Annotated in this window: 18 protein-coding genes; 10 read left to right on the top strand and 8 right to left on the bottom strand. The window is 46.2% G+C overall.

The features are described 5' to 3' along the window. Positions 1-105: 105 nt before the first annotated feature. The 9 genes from ACFSUS_RS25460 to ACFSUS_RS25420 all read left to right on the top strand — a co-directional run bounded on the left by ACFSUS_RS25460 (position 106) and on the right by ACFSUS_RS25420 (position 8,022). Positions 106-681, top strand: coding sequence for an RNA polymerase sigma factor (locus tag ACFSUS_RS25460; protein ID WP_381527220.1), 576 nt, complete (start codon positions 106-108; stop codon positions 679-681). Next, positions 674-2,272, top strand: a complete 1,599-nt coding sequence (locus ACFSUS_RS25455; protein WP_381527218.1) for a hypothetical protein — start codon at positions 674-676, stop codon at positions 2,270-2,272. Before ACFSUS_RS25460 ends, ACFSUS_RS25455 begins: the two co-directional genes overlap by 8 nt. Before the next feature lie 213 nt (positions 2,273-2,485). Next, the gene (locus ACFSUS_RS25450) at positions 2,486-3,727 is read left to right on the top strand and encodes a serpin family protein (RefSeq protein WP_381527216.1); all 1,242 of its coding nucleotides are present in this window, start codon (positions 2,486-2,488) and stop codon (positions 3,725-3,727) included. Beyond that, a complete protein-coding gene (locus tag ACFSUS_RS25445; RefSeq protein ID WP_381527214.1) occupies positions 3,724-4,170 on the top strand; it encodes an META domain-containing protein in 447 nt (148 codons plus the stop codon). Before ACFSUS_RS25450 ends, ACFSUS_RS25445 begins: the two co-directional genes overlap by 4 nt. 2 nt (positions 4,171-4,172) lie before the next feature. Further along, a complete protein-coding gene (locus ACFSUS_RS25440; protein ID WP_381527212.1) occupies positions 4,173-4,628 on the top strand; it encodes an META domain-containing protein in 456 nt (151 codons plus the stop codon). Between the two features lie 2 nt (positions 4,629-4,630). Then, positions 4,631-5,059 (top strand): hypothetical protein, encoded by a 429-nt coding sequence (locus ACFSUS_RS25435; RefSeq protein ID WP_381527210.1) that lies wholly within the window; start codon positions 4,631-4,633, stop codon positions 5,057-5,059. Between the two features lie 703 nt (positions 5,060-5,762). Further along, positions 5,763-5,972: a hypothetical protein gene (locus ACFSUS_RS25430; RefSeq protein ID WP_381527209.1), complete on the top strand. Its 210-nt coding sequence runs from the start codon at positions 5,763-5,765 to the stop codon at positions 5,970-5,972. Between the two features lie 130 nt (positions 5,973-6,102). Then, entirely contained in the window at positions 6,103-7,404 is a 1,302-nt protein-coding gene (locus ACFSUS_RS25425) for an LVIVD repeat-containing protein (protein WP_381527208.1), read from the top strand. Between the two features lie 12 nt (positions 7,405-7,416). After that, on the top strand, positions 7,417-8,022 hold the full coding sequence (locus ACFSUS_RS25420; RefSeq protein WP_381527206.1) for a hypothetical protein: 606 nt from the start codon (positions 7,417-7,419) through the stop codon (positions 8,020-8,022). A gap of 33 nt (positions 8,023-8,055) precedes the next feature. Here the strand turns inward: ACFSUS_RS25420 and typA are convergent, their stop codons facing one another. Both typA and ACFSUS_RS25410 read right to left on the bottom strand, forming a co-directional pair. After that, the gene (gene typA / locus ACFSUS_RS25415; RefSeq protein WP_381527204.1) at positions 8,056-9,870 is read right to left on the bottom strand and encodes a translational GTPase TypA; all 1,815 of its coding nucleotides are present in this window, start codon (positions 9,868-9,870) and stop codon (positions 8,056-8,058) included. A 251-nt stretch (positions 9,871-10,121) separates the two neighbouring features. Beyond that, the gene (locus tag ACFSUS_RS25410) at positions 10,122-10,328 is read right to left on the bottom strand and encodes a hypothetical protein (RefSeq protein ID WP_381527202.1); all 207 of its coding nucleotides are present in this window, start codon (positions 10,326-10,328) and stop codon (positions 10,122-10,124) included. Positions 10,329-10,408: 80 nt separating this feature from the next. Here ACFSUS_RS25410 and ACFSUS_RS25405 point away from each other — a divergent pair, with 80 nt between their 5' ends. Then, positions 10,409-10,822: a gamma-glutamylcyclotransferase family protein gene (locus ACFSUS_RS25405; RefSeq protein ID WP_381527200.1), complete on the top strand. Its 414-nt coding sequence runs from the start codon at positions 10,409-10,411 to the stop codon at positions 10,820-10,822. Between the two features lie 68 nt (positions 10,823-10,890). Here the strand turns inward: ACFSUS_RS25405 and ACFSUS_RS25400 are convergent, their stop codons facing one another. The 6 genes from ACFSUS_RS25400 to ACFSUS_RS25375 all read right to left on the bottom strand — a co-directional run bounded on the left by ACFSUS_RS25400 (position 10,891) and on the right by ACFSUS_RS25375 (position 15,152). After that, positions 10,891-11,358, bottom strand: a complete 468-nt coding sequence (locus ACFSUS_RS25400; protein ID WP_381527198.1) for a YDG/SRA domain-containing protein — start codon at positions 11,356-11,358, stop codon at positions 10,891-10,893. 69 nt (positions 11,359-11,427) lie between these two features. After that, positions 11,428-11,745, bottom strand: coding sequence for a hypothetical protein (locus ACFSUS_RS25395; protein WP_381527196.1), 318 nt, complete (start codon positions 11,743-11,745; stop codon positions 11,428-11,430). A 137-nt stretch (positions 11,746-11,882) separates the two neighbouring features. Continuing rightward, positions 11,883-12,737 (bottom strand): dienelactone hydrolase family protein, encoded by an 855-nt coding sequence (locus ACFSUS_RS25390; RefSeq protein ID WP_381527194.1) that lies wholly within the window; start codon positions 12,735-12,737, stop codon positions 11,883-11,885. 115 nt (positions 12,738-12,852) lie between these two features. Next, positions 12,853-14,133, bottom strand: a complete 1,281-nt coding sequence (locus ACFSUS_RS25385; protein ID WP_381527192.1) for a metallophosphoesterase — start codon at positions 14,131-14,133, stop codon at positions 12,853-12,855. A gap of 252 nt (positions 14,134-14,385) precedes the next feature. Further along, positions 14,386-14,730, bottom strand: coding sequence for a XisI protein (locus ACFSUS_RS25380; RefSeq protein WP_381527190.1), 345 nt, complete (start codon positions 14,728-14,730; stop codon positions 14,386-14,388). Positions 14,731-14,735: 5 nt separating this feature from the next. Continuing rightward, positions 14,736-15,152: an element excision factor XisH family protein gene (locus ACFSUS_RS25375; RefSeq protein ID WP_381527188.1), complete on the bottom strand. Its 417-nt coding sequence runs from the start codon at positions 15,150-15,152 to the stop codon at positions 14,736-14,738. Between the last annotated feature and the right edge of the window lie 58 nt (positions 15,153-15,210).

Raw genomic sequence — 15,210 nt, 5'->3', positions numbered from 1 at the left:
CGGTTAGAAAAGTACTAATCTGCGATGAATCCCTAATTGAAAAATATTTTATAATAATTCCAACCGTTTTTAGTCAGGCAGAGTCATGGTATTGTCAACGTTGATATGCAGGATGAATACGCATTAGTCGAAGGGTGCCGGCGGCATGACCGAATTGTACAGCGACAGCTCTATGAGCGGTTTGCCGGGAAGCTCTTTGTTGTTTGTAAGCGGTACGTGAAAGACCCCGACGAAGCCGAGGACGTCTTGCAGGATGCATTTGTGAAGATATATCGGCACATCGAGTCGTTCCGATTTGAGTGTCCACTGGAGGCATGGCTCAAGCGTGTGGTCATTAACACGGCCCTGAAGCATCTGCGAAAACAGAAGCCATGGGAACACACCACCGACGTACAGGAGCTGGCTCCGGTGCTGCCACAGGCCGACGAAAGTCTGCCGACACTGAATTATCAGTATTTGCTGCAATTGATTCAGGAACTACCGCCAGGCTGCCGAACGGTGTTTAACTTGTATGCCATTGAAGGCTACAACCATCCGGAGATCGCCGAAATGCTCGACATCGCCGAAGGAACATCCAAATCGCAATATGCCCGGGCGCGGGGCCTGTTGCAGCAAAAACTACAGTCGGACGCACTCTCTGGTGTAGGCCGACCTAATGAACAACCTATACGAAATGAGTGAGTTAGAAAAAAACGTACCGGACGACTACTGGCGAAAGGCTTTTGAAGAAGCCAACGAGATGCCCCCACCCCGCGTGTGGGACAACATCGAGCGCCGGTTAGACGAGTCGGACGGACCAAAAATTCTGCCACTGTGGGGAACGGGCCTGGCATCGTCGCGGCCGTTCGTCTGGGGTGTCGGTATAGCCGCAACAGTAGCGCTGTTGCTTGTCGGCTGGTGGGCAATGAGCCCTCAGTCGACAAACCAACCGATTGCCCGCGTAAAACGTGGCAATCCAGCCGAGAACGTAGCAACGACACCCGCTCCGAGCAGTACAAAGGCTTCTAGAAAGCAAGTTGAGCCAAACCCCGAAGCGATTGCATCGGCAAACAGGCAACCAAAGCGGCCTGAGCGATCACTAGAAGGTCGTGTTAGCCGCATACGCGTGCTATCACCAGACCAATCCGCTGAAGAGTTAGTTTTACGCGATGTTCAACGACCACGCTCTCAGGCTGATAATACTATTGCTCAGACGAAGCCGACGTCATCGGCAATAGAGCTTGGCACAATGGCAATGCAACAAGACAGGACTGCTTTGTTGCCTACTGAGCACGTAGCGCCCTCGGCGGCTTCTAATCGTGTGTCAGTCGTCAATAGGGATGTAGTGGCCTCGACAGAGATGCCCTTAAACGTGACATTGAACCTTGAGCCACTCGTCGGGCAACCACTCCGTTTGCGAGAATTAGGGCAGATTCACCGGATTGTGTGGTTCCGGCCTTATGAAGCACCATTAGAAGCAGAGATAAGCCAATCATCGCGTGAGTCGAGAGAAGTTTGGGCGTCAGTCAGTATGATGCCGGGGGCATATAATCCATCGGTATCCATACGCCAGGCACAACCTGCCTATGCTTTAGCCTCGAGTGCCGGTAGCAAAACGAATCAAACTTCAATTAACAGCCGGGCTAACTTTTCGGTGGCCTACCAAGCCGGCGCAGGGGTGCAGCTGACCGAACATTGGTCTATAGAATCAGGCGTCGGGTATTTGGCTGGTCGTTCAACCGTCGAAAGTCCGGGGCAGTTTGCTGCGGCTAACATTCAGTCGATGAGTCCTAGGCGTGATTTTCCGGTCAGTAATCTGTATGTTGATGCCTTACGCAACAGTACCGGGAATAGCATTGCTAAGTCGTCGTCGTACTTAGACATAGCATCAAGTAACAACAACTATACTCTCTCTAATAATTACAATGCGCAGATGTCGCAGGTGCTGACGAACAATTACCAGTTTGTGCAGGTACCGGTTCAGGTGGGTTACCAAATCCGCCCACGCAAGCGGCTAAGCATGGCCGTGCTAGGTGGCTTATTGACTAACATTTTTGTCCGTAATACGGTAGGTGACGACCTGGTCGTTACGGCACAGGATGGCGTGTATCGCCCGGTTTCGTTCGCTGCTACCATGGGAGCCCGGTTCCGGTATAGGCCGTCGCGCCGGTGGTCAGCTTCGGTAGCCGGTGTTTATCAGCCTTCGTTGGGGCTGGGTACTCAGACAGGTTCACAAGTAGAAAGCCGACCGACCTCGACCGGCATGAGTTTCGGAGTAGACTATCATTTTTAAACGTACAAGGCTATCAAAGTAATTCCGGAGTTAGCGACTTTGGCCGAGCCTTTTATAAACAACGTGCGGCCTTTAAGCAGTGGCCACCATGTTTTACCAGATCTGGGCTATCTGATCAACGGAATAGCTTAGATCAACACCAATCATTTCTTTACTATATGCCAGATTTCTACACGCACATTGGTGCTTTTTAAATCCAATATGATTCGTGCTATGAAAACGAACCCTTTTTTTAGTCTGACGGCTGTTTTAACCAGTTTCTTGTTAACAGCCATTAGTTGCACAACGTCTAGCGTATCACCTGGACCAGGAACGGCAACGGGTGATTTACGCGTATCGGCTCCGTTCGCCGATCAGACCACACAATTTGCCTTTGACCTGGCTAAGCGAGTAAATACGCAGGATGGCCAAGCCAAAAACGTTTTCATTTCCCCGTTGAGTTTGCACATAGCTTTGGGAATGATCATGAACGGTGCGAACGGCCAAACTGCCCAGGAGATTCAGAAAACGCTGAAATTAGATGCTCAGACGCTGGCAGAAGCTAACCAAACGTATCAAAACCTGATAGATAACCTGCCTGCGGTGGACTCGATGGTAACCCTTACGTTGGCAAATTCCGTCTGGAATCGAAATACGTTTCCGGTAGAGACTTCATTCCAGGATGTGCTGAAGCAAACGTTCAGAGCGGACGTTTCGGCACAGGATTTCAACGATCCATCGACAGTTAACAAGATCAACTCCTGGGCTAGCCAGAAAACAAACGGTAAAATTCCGAAAGTGATTGACCAGATTGAACCAGATAACGTCATGTTTCTGCTCAACGCTATTTACTTTAAAGGTGATTGGAAGACTCCATTCAACCCTGATCAAACCCTTGATTTACCGTTTAAGCTGGCCAGTGGCGAAGAAACACCTGTCCGGATGATGCGGCTTATGACCGACCTCCGCCGGGCCATTAAGCCTGAGTACACCGCGTTTGAGCTTCCTTACGGCTCCGATCGTTTTGCCATGACGGTTTTGTTACCAACGGGCAATACAACTCCTGAAACGCTGCTTAATAACCTAACCGGCTCGGACTGGAGTCAGCTACAAAAAGACATGGCTGTGGGTAAAATGGACATTGGCCTACCCAAGTTCAACATGAGCTACGAAGTTAAGCTGAACAATGTGCTGAACGCAATGGGTATGACTACGGCCTTCTCCGATCAGGCAGATTTTACAAAAATTAATACTAAAGGCGGACTTACGCTTAGCTTTGTGAAGCAGAACACCTTTGTCGCAGTGGATGAGAAAGGCACAGAAGCGGCTGGCGTTACAACAGGCGCTGTTTCTGTTACGTCGGCCCCGGTACCGTATCTGTGCGACCGTCCATTTGTGTTCGTCATTCACGAAAAAACGTCGGGAACGGTGCTGTTTGTCGGTAAAATTGCCGATCCAACAAAAACTAACTCATGAGGATAACAACCGTAGTTGCCTTAGTATGCTTGTTTTTTGCCTTTCAGGCTTGCACAAAAGAAGAACCTTACTTGCCGGAAAGAGTAGCTCAGCTGGTTGGTACGTGGCAACTCGTCGAACCGGATTCTTCGTACAAAGTGACTCTACAACTGTCGCTCGACACCGCGAATCCACCCAATGATGTGACGCCGTTTAAAGCGAACGGTCAGGCAGCGGTTAACAGCTATGATGGTTTTTTATCGGCTGCGGTAGATGGACTCATGATCTTTGTCCGACTAGGCAGTACAGAAATTGCAGGTTCGCCCACAGTAACGCAATTTGAGCAAGCTTACTTCGATAATTTGCGGTCCGTAGTTCGTTTTGAAGTAATTGACAAAAATCGGCTTCGGCTGTATCATGGAGGCCAAAAGCCGGGCGTATTGGTTTACAAAAAGATAAACTGACTATGTACAAGAGCCTTGTTAGCTTACTGCTGATTACAACTTTACTGTACAGCTTTAGTTGTGAGCGTAATGAGGAGGTTGTTCCAGCCGATACTCAACAGCTGGTTGGTAGCTGGAAGCTACTTGAACCTGGGGCATTTAACGTAACGCTGGTTGTTGAACCTGTTGTTCAGACCTGGGAAAGGCTACCCGATAAAGCATTTAACTTATCGGGAGAATCCGCCGTAAACATTTACAGCTCAAGGATAAGCTACGAAGCCCCCGACCAGCGTACGATTAGCATAGCTCCAATTATCAGCACCAAACGCGGTGGTCCTTCAGAAGCGATGCAGTTTGAACAATTGTATTTTGCTAACTTGATGGCCGTAAACCGATACGAATTAACTGGCAGCAACCAGCTTCGGCTCTATTACGGCGGTGATCAACCAGGAGTGTTAGTGTACGAAAAAATAAAGTAGTTATGACTCGCTCTAAGATTTTGGTGTTCGCGGCTTTTCTGGTCGTTTTGGTATTTGGTTGCCAACAAAAGATGTGTGGGTGCGTCTTCCCGGAATCACCGTTAAAAGGCGACTGGACACTAACACAGATTACGTATGGTTTAACCCAAAAAACGGTCACAGCAACTGAAGCTGGTTACTCAGAAACAGTATCGTTTGGTGGGTACACAGGCTCCGGCGACTACAGACAAATGCGTAACGGCATCACCGTTCAACGTAGTACCTATAAACTTAGCTTCCCTAAAGGTGGTATCACGGAGGGCCAGTTGTTTTTTGATTCTGACTCAACTCAACAAAGCTTCCGCCTGGTTGATAACCAGCTATATTTATCGGAAAGAACTCCCATCGGTGCCACGATTGCGGATGGTTCAACGTATGAGTATAGTAGGTAGTCGTTACTTCATTAATAACGACAATCTATTCCTGACTTTATCGCTGACTTTTTGTGTAAGACTAATATTGCCCGGCCGTATTATAAGACAGCCGGGCAATTTAATTTTTACCGGATTACAACCTTTTTGGTTTAATCCGAATCTTTAGTTTAACATTGATGAGAAAGAGCAGTTATGGGCAGAAAAACTTAGAAAGTATCTAATTTTTCGCTCTATAAACATACAAATTAGTATCCAGCCTGCTCCAATGCGTCTTTATCCAATTTAACATCCATAACCATTTTTACCTTAAACTAAATTGGCAAACCATGTTAAGTTAACAATTCAGGCGAGATCCAGTTACATACTTGGTATTTAGGTTATCAGGGGTCTATCGTTAAGCGTAGACTGTTCGTTAGCCTGCTAGCTCAACAAATTTGTGTCAGCAATAACTCAAGCATTCTTACAAATTAGAGGGCAACGTACTCCACTTTTATCGTATAAACTGTTGGAGGTTAGTGAAGATGTTTATTCGCATGATGAAGATTGATTACGCGGCATAAGTTGAAGTATTTTAGATCCGTATTTGTTTAGTCAGTCAACTAAGACCTGTCTTAAATAAAAAAGCAACTATCTACTTCGGCTAGTAAAATTTGAGTGCTAAACCCAGATACACGTTTTTAAAATCAACTTATTTAAATTTTTGTTTCTACACACAATTGTTATGAAAAGAATCGTCACGACTGTCATTGGTGTTGCGCTATTCGTAGCTGGCTACTACCATACACGTCGGCAGTCTGAGTACATTTCGGCCCATTCGGCCGACTCTAATTCGGTTAATGTTCAGGCTAATTCAGTAAATGACGTACAACCGCAATCATACACCGTTTCGAACAAACAGTTATACGCCACTCAACTAGTAAAACCCTTATAACCAGACGTTAAGCCGTTTATCTTATTGCCGCCCGATGGATCTAAACCACCGGGCTTTTTTGGGTCCATTCCAACCGTTGCATCAGCTTTAGGATCATAAGGTAATCAACCATTATCTTTTCTAAAAGTTCATGAAACGACTTTACGTCTTCTTAGTACTGCCATTGCTTTGGCTAACAAGCTGCACCGACAAATGCGAAGAAACCCGAACCTTTCGCCGGTACACGCCCGTATCGTTAACCGCTTATCAAGTACGACAGAACGTTCGGACCGAAGGGGCCCGAGCCTTGGTTAAACCGGGTAAAATTTACACGAAAGACGGTTTTCTCTTTATCAATGAACTAAAAGAAGGTATCCACGTAATTGACAATCGCAATCCATCTGCTCCGAAGTCAATAGCGTTTCTTCGCGTTCCCGGAAACGGAGACATTGCCGTTCGTAACAGTATCCTATACGCTGACAGCTACATGGACCTGGTTGCGTTCGATATCAGCGATGTCAATGATATTAAGCTCGTAAAGCGGGTAGACGGTGTTTTCCCAAGCGGGATTTTCGAAGGCGGCTATTGGTCTTACAATGGTCAAAGTGGCATAATCAATGACCAGAACGTAGACTACGTCACCGAGACGATTTCAACAAACTGCGAAGAGAGTCCTACACCGGGTGGTGGTTGGGGGAGGCCATTTTTACTTTCATTTGCTCAGACTGCAAATTTTGATGCCAGTAAAGTCAATACGACCAACGGTGTAGCCGGGTCAATGGCTCGATTTGCCTTGTATGATAAATACCTGTATGCGGTCAATAACAGTGAAATGCGGCTGTTTAATGTGCAGAACCCGGCCGACCCGAAAGTAGGTAACAAGATTCAAATGAGTTGGGGAATTGAGACCATCTTTCCTTACAGAGATAAGCTTTTTATTGGGTCTCAAACGGGTATGCATATCTATGATAATGCGAACCCAGAGAAGCCCGTACAGCTTTCAACCTTTCAGCACGCTCGTGTCTGCGACCCAGTGGTTGTCCATGAAAACACGGCTTATGTTACGCTACGTTCGGGAAGCACTTGCCAAGGCTTTACGAACCAACTCGACGTGGTTGATATTTCAAACATAACAAGCCCACGTCTGCTGAAAAGTTATCCCATGCGGAATCCGCACGGATTAGGTGTCGATTACCCTAATCTGTTCATTTGCGAGGGTGCCTACGGCCTAAAGTCATTTAACGCGAGCGACATGCTTAACATTGATAAAAACCAGTTGCAACATATCGAAGGTATGGACGCTTACGATGTGATTCCGCTGGGTAGCTCCAGTGCTGGTAACAAGACGTTATTAATGATTGGGAAAGATGGTTTTTATCAATTTGACTACCAGAATCCACGCCAGCTGCGATTGTTGAGTAAAATACCAGTCAGTCGTCCGTCGTATTATTAACCCCGTATTCGCATGAAAACACGCATTATAGGGTTGATAACGCTGCTGTTTAGTTGGTGCCTTTGCATTAGCTCTACGCAAGCCCAAATTACAATTCCACGTCGGCCTTATGTCAACTACACTGAGTTGGGCGGATTGTTTGGGCGTGTAGCTTACACAATCAACCAGAATGGAGCCCAGGAAACAGTGGAAAACAAGGTCAGCCTGACTGCGCAGACATTTAATGGCGTTCAATTAACGAAGCAACTGGCAGTAGGCGGAATTGTAGGCATTGATTGGTACAAAGCAGCTTTATTACTTCCGGTTGGTGCAGGCATTCGATTTGATTTTGCCAGACACACCCGCAAAAATGTGCGCGTATTCGGGATTGCTGACGCAGGCTATGGCTTCGCCTGGCTTCACAAAGGCTCAACTGGTTACGAGACGGAAGGCGGCTGGATGATTAATCCGGGTGTGGGATTACGAGTTGGCCCTCCAACAGGTTCAGCGTTTGTACTTTCTATAAGCTACAAGCGACAGTATGCATCGGTACAAAAACCCATTGTAGGTAATGATATCAGCCGCGATGAGGCCAGAATTTATAATCGACTGGCTTTACGTCTGGGGGTTAGTTTCTAATAAAAAAGTCCCGGCTTCCACCGGGACTTTTTACTATGCCATTGCAAACTTGCTCTGATTCCGCTTGCGCTCGTTCTCGTCTAAGTAGATTTTACGAATCCGCATCGACTTCGGCGTCACTTCGAGGTATTCATCCTTTTGAATATACTCCATCGACTCTTCCAGAGAGAAAGCGATTTTCGGCGCTATCTTGACGTTATTATCCGAACCGGAGGCCCGCATGTTAGTCAATTGCTTAGCCGTTGTTACGTTCACCACGATGTCGTTCTGGCGGTTGTGCTCACCAATAACCTGACCTGCGTAGATCTCGTCACCTGGATCAATAAAGAACGAACCGCGGTCCTGAAGCTTATCAATTGAGTAAGCCGTAGCTGCTCCGCTCGTCATGGAGATCAACGAACCATTGATCCGCTCGGGAATTGGTCCTTTGTATTCCTGGTATTCTTTAAACCGGTGGCTCATCACCGCTTCACCGAACGTAGCGGTCAGTACGTTAGAACGTAGACCGATCAGACCCCGTGACGGAATCTCGAACTCTAAGTGCTGCAGATCGCCTTTGGGCTCCATAATTAGTAACTCGCCTTTACGTTGCGTGGCCAGTTCAATTACTTTACCCGCGGTTTCTTCAGGTACGTCTACCACAAGTGTTTCGATTGGCTCCAGCTTGTGACCGTTCTCGTCTTCTTTATATAACACCTGTGGCTGACCAACCTGTAGTTCGTAGCCTTCGCGACGCATTGTTTCAATGAGAACTGACAAGTGCAGAATACCACGGCCATATACCAGGAAGCGGTCTTCGCTATCGGTTGGCTCAACACGGAGCGCTAGGTTTTTCTCAATTTCTTTGTATAAACGATCACGTAAGTGACGTGATGTCACGAACTTACCTTCCTTACCGAAGAACGGCGAGTTGTTGATCGTGAACAACATATTCATCGTTGGCTCATCGACCGAAATGCGCGTTAATGCTTCGGGTTTTTCGAGATCAGTAAGCGTATCACCAATCTCAAACTCTTCCAGACCTGTCACGGCACAGATATCACCGCACGGAACTTCCGTTGCCTTCATCTTGCCAAGCCCTTCAAAGGTTTGCAATTCTTTGATCTTTACTTTCTTAATCGACCCATCCGATTTTACGAGCGCCATATTAGCACCTTCTTTCAACGTACCGCGATGCACGCGTCCGATAGCAATTCGCCCTACGAAAGCGGAGTAATCAAGCGAAGTGATCTGCATCTGCGGCAGGCCTTCATTCATAGGCGCCGGTGGAATCGTCTCAACGATCGTGTCGAGCAGATACGTGATATTATCGGTTGGCGTCTTCCAGTCTGGACCCATCCAGCCCTGTTTTGACGAACCGTAAACCGTTGGAAAATCTAACTGATCTTCGGTAGCGCCAAGGTTGAACATCAGGTCAAATACTTGTTCGTGTACTTCGTCCGGGCGGCAGTTTTCTTTGTCGACTTTATTGACGATCACAATCGGCTTTAAACCTAATTGTAAAGCTTTGCCAAGTACGAAACGCGTTTGCGGCATTGGCCCCTCGAAGGCATCGACCAACAGGCAAACGCCATCGGCCATTTTGAGTACACGTTCCACTTCACCACCAAAGTCACTGTGGCCTGGGGTATCGATGATGTTAATTTTAACGTCTTTGTAACGTACTGATACGTTTTTCGAAACGATCGTGATGCCACGTTCCCGTTCCAAATCGTTGTTATCGAGAATCAGGTCGCCGAATTCCTGATTGTCCCGAAAGAGCTTTGACGCATGAATAATTTTGTCAACCAGTGTCGTTTTGCCGTGGTCAACGTGGGCGATAATTGCTATGTTGCGAATTGATTGCATACAATCTTTAAACCGGAACGCCGGGCCGCCGGCATTTCACTGATTGAACAGATGTGCCGGATTTTGTTAGTATGTTGAGCCTGAGAAACAGAATCAGTTGAATGACAAAATCTGACGAAATCTGGTTCAGGTAATCAAGCCGCAAAGGTACAAAATTTTACGCTGAAACACAGAATTTTACAACTAATTAAACGAAAAAAGGCCCTATTAAGGGCCTGATTATGTTATTAATACAATTTCTTAACAATTGCTTAATGCTTGGGGCAACCACAAGGGTTTTTCTTGCGAAAAAGTCCTGTGTTAAACAGTCCACCCCGTTTGGGTTTGTATCCTTTCCGCTTACGGCCTATCGAGCTTAGTTCCGTTTTGTTTTTGCTGCTGGAGGCCAGGGTTTCTGTTGGCAACTCAACCAGCACCGCTGATGCAGCAATCATTAGAAGTACTGTTGTTTTTCTCATTGGTAAAGCTGTTTAGTGCTTAACGAGAATTTAAGTAGGTTAGTCACAGAATGACAAAATTTTTTCTGGTAAAGCTTTGAATGTCTACTAATTCTGACTACCTGATTGTCTACGGCACATTACAGCCGCAATTTGACAATCCATATGCCACTTTTCTTCGGAAACACGGTCAATACATCGGTGATGGCCAGTTCTCGGGTTTACTTGTGGATATAGGAAACTACCCAGGTGCCATTCACCAGCAGGGTAGTATAACCAACGTATACGGTACAGTTTACGATGTTACTCGTTACAGCCAAACTGTTTTCCGTTACCTGGACACCTACGAAGGTGTAGGTTCAGGGTTTGAGCAGCCTACAGAATATGTCCGCTCCGTGATTCCGGTTTACTGTACTAACGCAATACTGGACTGCTGGGCTTATCTCTACAACTGGCCGATCGATGGTAAGCGGGTGATTGAGTCGGGCGATTACGCACAGTTTTTAGGACTATGATTACTTTTAACAAATACAACACGGCATAAATGCCTGACTAACAAATGATTATAATCCGTAAAGCTTAATTATGGCGCTAGTTGTACAAGTCTAAACATCCAAACCCGAAAGCCTGATTTACCAACAATGCGTTCGGCCTCTACTACACGATACAGACCTTCGTAACGGTAGCCTGTTTCAGGAGCGAATTGATTTTGTAGAGTAGCGCCACGAATTAAGCGCAAAGGCCTACCTGTTTCGTAGCTACGCATCAATGCCAGGTTATAACGATCGAGCGTTTGATCGGCTATCTGACGGCCCGTTTTTGCGTCGCGACCACCATGGCCTACGTACCAGACAACATCGCCCAGATCTACATCGTCTTCGTATACTCCCGATAAGACAATTGAATCACTTCCATTGCGTATTGTACCCCCAATTCCCGCTCTTCGTGGTCGATGAAGCCCACTCAACGATAGCTCTATACGATTGGCAAACCAATCGCCAGGCTTGAAATTTTCCAAAGGAGTAGGAACCGACCAAGGCTTTGACGACATGGGTTACAAACAAGAATACCGACCTTTTGAGCCGGTATTCTTGAAAAATTCGATTAACTATACATCAACTTATCTTGGTCCACGGGAACGACCGCCCCCCCGGTAAGCTCCGTTTCCATAACCACCAGCGCGTGCGTTTGGGCTATAGGAAGGTCGGCTATAGTATCGATTACGAGGTACAATGTACGTTCTACGTTGAACAATCACCGGCGGACGACGGTAATAGGGATAAGGACGGTACCCATAACCGTAATACGGACGAGGGCCATAGTATCCTGGACCGTAAGCAGGGCCTGTGTTAACACCTACATAGCCTGGTCCACAACTTGCCAACAACACGATCAGCAAAGCTGCTGTCAGCAGAGGCATTAGCTTTATCGTTTTCATAGTCAAGTTCGTTTTAAATCATCAACTATTTAGTATTAGACAAACCAGCAGCCGAAAGGTTTAAACCAAAATCTAAAAAAACGACCCCGCAGCGACTTAGCACCGGCGGGGTCGTTTTTACTTACGTTACAATTCGATTAGGCACTCAGTTTGCCTTTCAAATAGTTTAAGGCCAGCTTATAGGCGTCAGCAGCAGCTTCTTTGTTGTAAACCGGGTTACTTGGATTCGCGAAGCCATGCCCAGCATCATACATCTTTACCGTAACTTTTTCGCCAGCCTTCTGCATGTTCTCTTCAAATTGTTTCACCGATTCTGGCGAGATCCCTTTGTCCTGACTCCCAAAAATACCCAGGACATCGGTTTCAAGCGTTTTCAGTTTTTCGACATCTTGCTCTGGACGGCCATAGTACATCACGCAACCTTTTGCCTGTTTACCTTCTAACATGGCTGATTGCAACGACAACATACCACCAAAGCACCAGCCCACACTAGCAAACTCAGCTTTTGGACCCGCATAAGCGATAGCGCCCTTCATGATGCTGCTCAACCGGTTTTTGTCAGCTCCCTGCATCAGTTTCCCCGCTTCGGAAGGCTCGGTGGCTACTTTCCCGTCATACATGTCAACGGCCAAGACGTTAACGTCTTTGAGATCGTTGTAAAAGGCTTCCGATTGCTGCTTGATGTTATCGTTTAATCCCCACCACTCCTGATACACTAGTAGCCACTTGTCGGACGGTTTCTTTGCTTTTAGCAAAAAGCCGTTTGCCTGCTGACCATCGGGCGTCGAAAACTTAATCATTTCACCAGCACCTTTGTAGATAAAAGATAGGGGAGCTATGTGCAACCGCTGGAAGGCTGGATCAGCGGCCATAGCCGACATGTCGTTACCTGCCGAATGGCAAAGTGGAATTTTGGTTTCTTCTTTCTTCGGAACTAGCATCGAGAACAACGACATAAAGAAGGAAACGCCAGTTATGAAAACGATTTTCATAGTTAATAGTGATTGGTTGATTGAATCATACGGGAAACGAGTTGACTATCTAAATGGTTATTCAAACCAAAAATTTAATGTAAATACGATGAATCTTTTATCGTCTCTAGTCAAATTAAGCTTTCATAAGCTCAAAAATTGTTATTTCTGGCAGAATACCGACACGTCCGGGGTAACCTATGTAGCCATAGCCTCGATTAACATAAAGCCGTTGATTACCGTCTTGGTATAATCCAGCCCATTGTTTGTAAAAATATTGCGCCGGGCTCCAGCGTGCATCGCCAATCTCGACACCAAATTGTGCACCATGCGTGTGTCCACTAAACTGAACGTCGATATCCGGATATTGCGGTCTTACCTCTGCGTCCCAATGCGTTGGGTCGTGGGATAGAAGCAGTTTAACGGGGTATTCTTCTGTGCCACGATAGGCTTTAGCCAAGTTGCCGGCCCGGAGTGCCGCCGGACCAAAGCCAAGGTTTTGGACGCCAATCAAGGCAATTTTGTCGCCATTCTGCTCCAGGATTTTATTCTCATCAAGCATAATGTTCCAACCCATCTGCTTATGGGCGGCAATAACGTTTAACACATTCTGTCGCTCAGCCTGGGCACTTGGCCACTGAACATATTTACCGTAATCATGATTACCCAACGTCGAGTAGACACCGAGCGGGGCTTTTACTTTATTGAATACGTCGATGTAGCTGTTTACCTCCTCAGCATGGCTATTGACTAGATCTCCGGTGAAAAATACCATGTCCGGCTTTTGCTTTAGCAACAAATCTACCCCACCTCGTACGGCCGTTTTATTGAAAAAGCTGCCGGAATGAATATCTGAAATTTGGGCAATCGTCATTCCGTTGAAACCAGACGGCAGGTTCTTGAGCGGTAGTTTTATACGCCGAATGCGATAATCGTGCGCCCCCGACAAAATACCCCATGAAAAGCCAACTAGTGGTATTGCACCGGCTACCAGTGCGGTCTTCATCAAAAAATCAGAGCGCGAAATTGTATCAGTAGGAGGGAGTGTCTTACGGGTAGTATCTTCGACGGCTTCGCGTACTTCAGGCTTATAAAACAGTGAGACGATCCAGCGGAAGAACCGGCCTATGTCGTCAATAAAGATAATGAGTACAGCAAAGATTTTTGAAAAATAGGGAATGGCAATGCTAGCCCAAAGAAACGTTCGGGTGTTACGGCTAATGGAGTCAGGCGGCATCAACTGCATGACAACGTACAGCAACAGGCTCAAAGCCGTAAACCCCCAATAAATAATAGCAATGGTTCGCTGAGTGCTTTCACTTGCTGATCGACTAAGCGTTTTTACTGCTTGATAAACATAAACGTCAATCAGCAGCAAAAAAATGGGAACAATGAATAGGAACGCGGTGCGGTTCATAATAGCTATTTTGAGTGTGTAGTAAACTTAGTAGACTATACTTTGTTTGCAAACGAACTGTGCGACCAAACGCAAAAAGCGCAGAGTTCTGGGCCCTACGCTTTTTGCTTTCTGTTGACAAAACTTTATACTAGCTCTTCCTGAGGCTGCTTTTTACGCATTTCCAGAGCTGGGTCTTTATTGCCGAACCACTTCATCCATATGCGCTCGTTGACCCAGTAAATACACAGCACAATCACTAGTATAAGCAGGTCAGGCGGTAGCGTAACCGGTATAAGGACGATAACGGGGCGGTTGGAATCCTAAAACAATGTCGTCTTTCTCAACTCCGCGATTAATAAGTTCAACGGCAATATCAGTATCTGTCCAGTTGGCCTGTATCCAGATTTTATCATTGCTCTTTATATCAAAATGAAATATAGTATTGTGTATAAAGGCATCGCCTTGCCAACCAATTCTAACCAATTGAAAGTGGTCTCTTTGTAAATCGGCAATAACTTGGCCTTCAGCTTCACTCAAATTAACCGGTGTGTAAGCAGCCCAGTGATTTAATAAATCTAATAATATTTGCCTATATCGATCGCGCTTAGTGTCCATTACTCTTATACTTTTAACCAGTTAACAACCACTTGTTGCAAATCGTTATACACTAACAAATTAAGCCTGAATTCCTCTACTGACTCTTTCACGTCTGCCTTGGCAAAGAATGAGACATATGCCCCTTCGGGAACAGCTAAAAAGAGTACACGATCGGGATCAGCCTTTCGAAGGCCCCGTGCATAATTCATGTACTGTCCTAATGCCAGGTGAAAGTCATAGACTAAAGATGGACCTATGAAACTTTTCACCTCAACTGCTATATACTCTTTGCCACGTTGCGCTCCAATTAACTTTTCAGCGCCAAGGTCAATTTGAATATCTGTACCTAGCGCTTCCAAATAAAAAGGATCGTGCGTAATCTGCCAACCATCTTTTTGGAGTGCAATTTTCACGGATTCATGAAACAAATCTTTTGCCATTACAAACAGGTTACGGATTTAGAGTAAATATAACAGCTTAATCTACCAACCTGTGTGG

Origin of the sequence: Spirosoma soli, from assembly GCF_042684525.1 — a bacterium.
In the GTDB taxonomy this organism is placed as follows: Bacteria; Bacteroidota; Bacteroidia; order Cytophagales; family Spirosomataceae; genus Spirosoma; species Spirosoma soli.
This window is presented reverse-complemented; position numbering and strand designations above follow the sequence as displayed.

Coding starts and splice junctions, on each gene's coding strand:
- ACFSUS_RS25460 (WP_381527220.1), top strand. CDS start 106: ATGCAGGATGAATACGCATTAGTCGAAGGGTGCCGGCGGCATGACCGA.
- ACFSUS_RS25455 (WP_381527218.1), top strand. CDS start 674: ATGAGTGAGTTAGAAAAAAACGTACCGGACGACTACTGGCGAAAGGCT.
- ACFSUS_RS25450 (WP_381527216.1), top strand. CDS start 2,486: ATGAAAACGAACCCTTTTTTTAGTCTGACGGCTGTTTTAACCAGTTTC.
- ACFSUS_RS25445 (WP_381527214.1), top strand. CDS start 3,724: ATGAGGATAACAACCGTAGTTGCCTTAGTATGCTTGTTTTTTGCCTTT.
- ACFSUS_RS25440 (WP_381527212.1), top strand. CDS start 4,173: ATGTACAAGAGCCTTGTTAGCTTACTGCTGATTACAACTTTACTGTAC.
- ACFSUS_RS25435 (WP_381527210.1), top strand. CDS start 4,631: ATGACTCGCTCTAAGATTTTGGTGTTCGCGGCTTTTCTGGTCGTTTTG.
- ACFSUS_RS25430 (WP_381527209.1), top strand. CDS start 5,763: ATGAAAAGAATCGTCACGACTGTCATTGGTGTTGCGCTATTCGTAGCT.
- ACFSUS_RS25425 (WP_381527208.1), top strand. CDS start 6,103: ATGAAACGACTTTACGTCTTCTTAGTACTGCCATTGCTTTGGCTAACA.
- ACFSUS_RS25420 (WP_381527206.1), top strand. CDS start 7,417: ATGAAAACACGCATTATAGGGTTGATAACGCTGCTGTTTAGTTGGTGC.
- typA (WP_381527204.1), bottom strand. CDS start 9,870: ATGCAATCAATTCGCAACATAGCAATTATCGCCCACGTTGACCACGGC.
- ACFSUS_RS25410 (WP_381527202.1), bottom strand. CDS start 10,328: ATGAGAAAAACAACAGTACTTCTAATGATTGCTGCATCAGCGGTGCTG.
- ACFSUS_RS25405 (WP_381527200.1), top strand. CDS start 10,409: ATGTCTACTAATTCTGACTACCTGATTGTCTACGGCACATTACAGCCG.
- ACFSUS_RS25400 (WP_381527198.1), bottom strand. CDS start 11,358: ATGTCGTCAAAGCCTTGGTCGGTTCCTACTCCTTTGGAAAATTTCAAG.
- ACFSUS_RS25395 (WP_381527196.1), bottom strand. CDS start 11,745: ATGAAAACGATAAAGCTAATGCCTCTGCTGACAGCAGCTTTGCTGATC.
- ACFSUS_RS25390 (WP_381527194.1), bottom strand. CDS start 12,737: ATGAAAATCGTTTTCATAACTGGCGTTTCCTTCTTTATGTCGTTGTTC.
- ACFSUS_RS25385 (WP_381527192.1), bottom strand. CDS start 14,133: ATGAACCGCACCGCGTTCCTATTCATTGTTCCCATTTTTTTGCTGCTG.
- ACFSUS_RS25380 (WP_381527190.1), bottom strand. CDS start 14,730: ATGGACACTAAGCGCGATCGATATAGGCAAATATTATTAGATTTATTA.
- ACFSUS_RS25375 (WP_381527188.1), bottom strand. CDS start 15,152: ATGGCAAAAGATTTGTTTCATGAATCCGTGAAAATTGCACTCCAAAAA.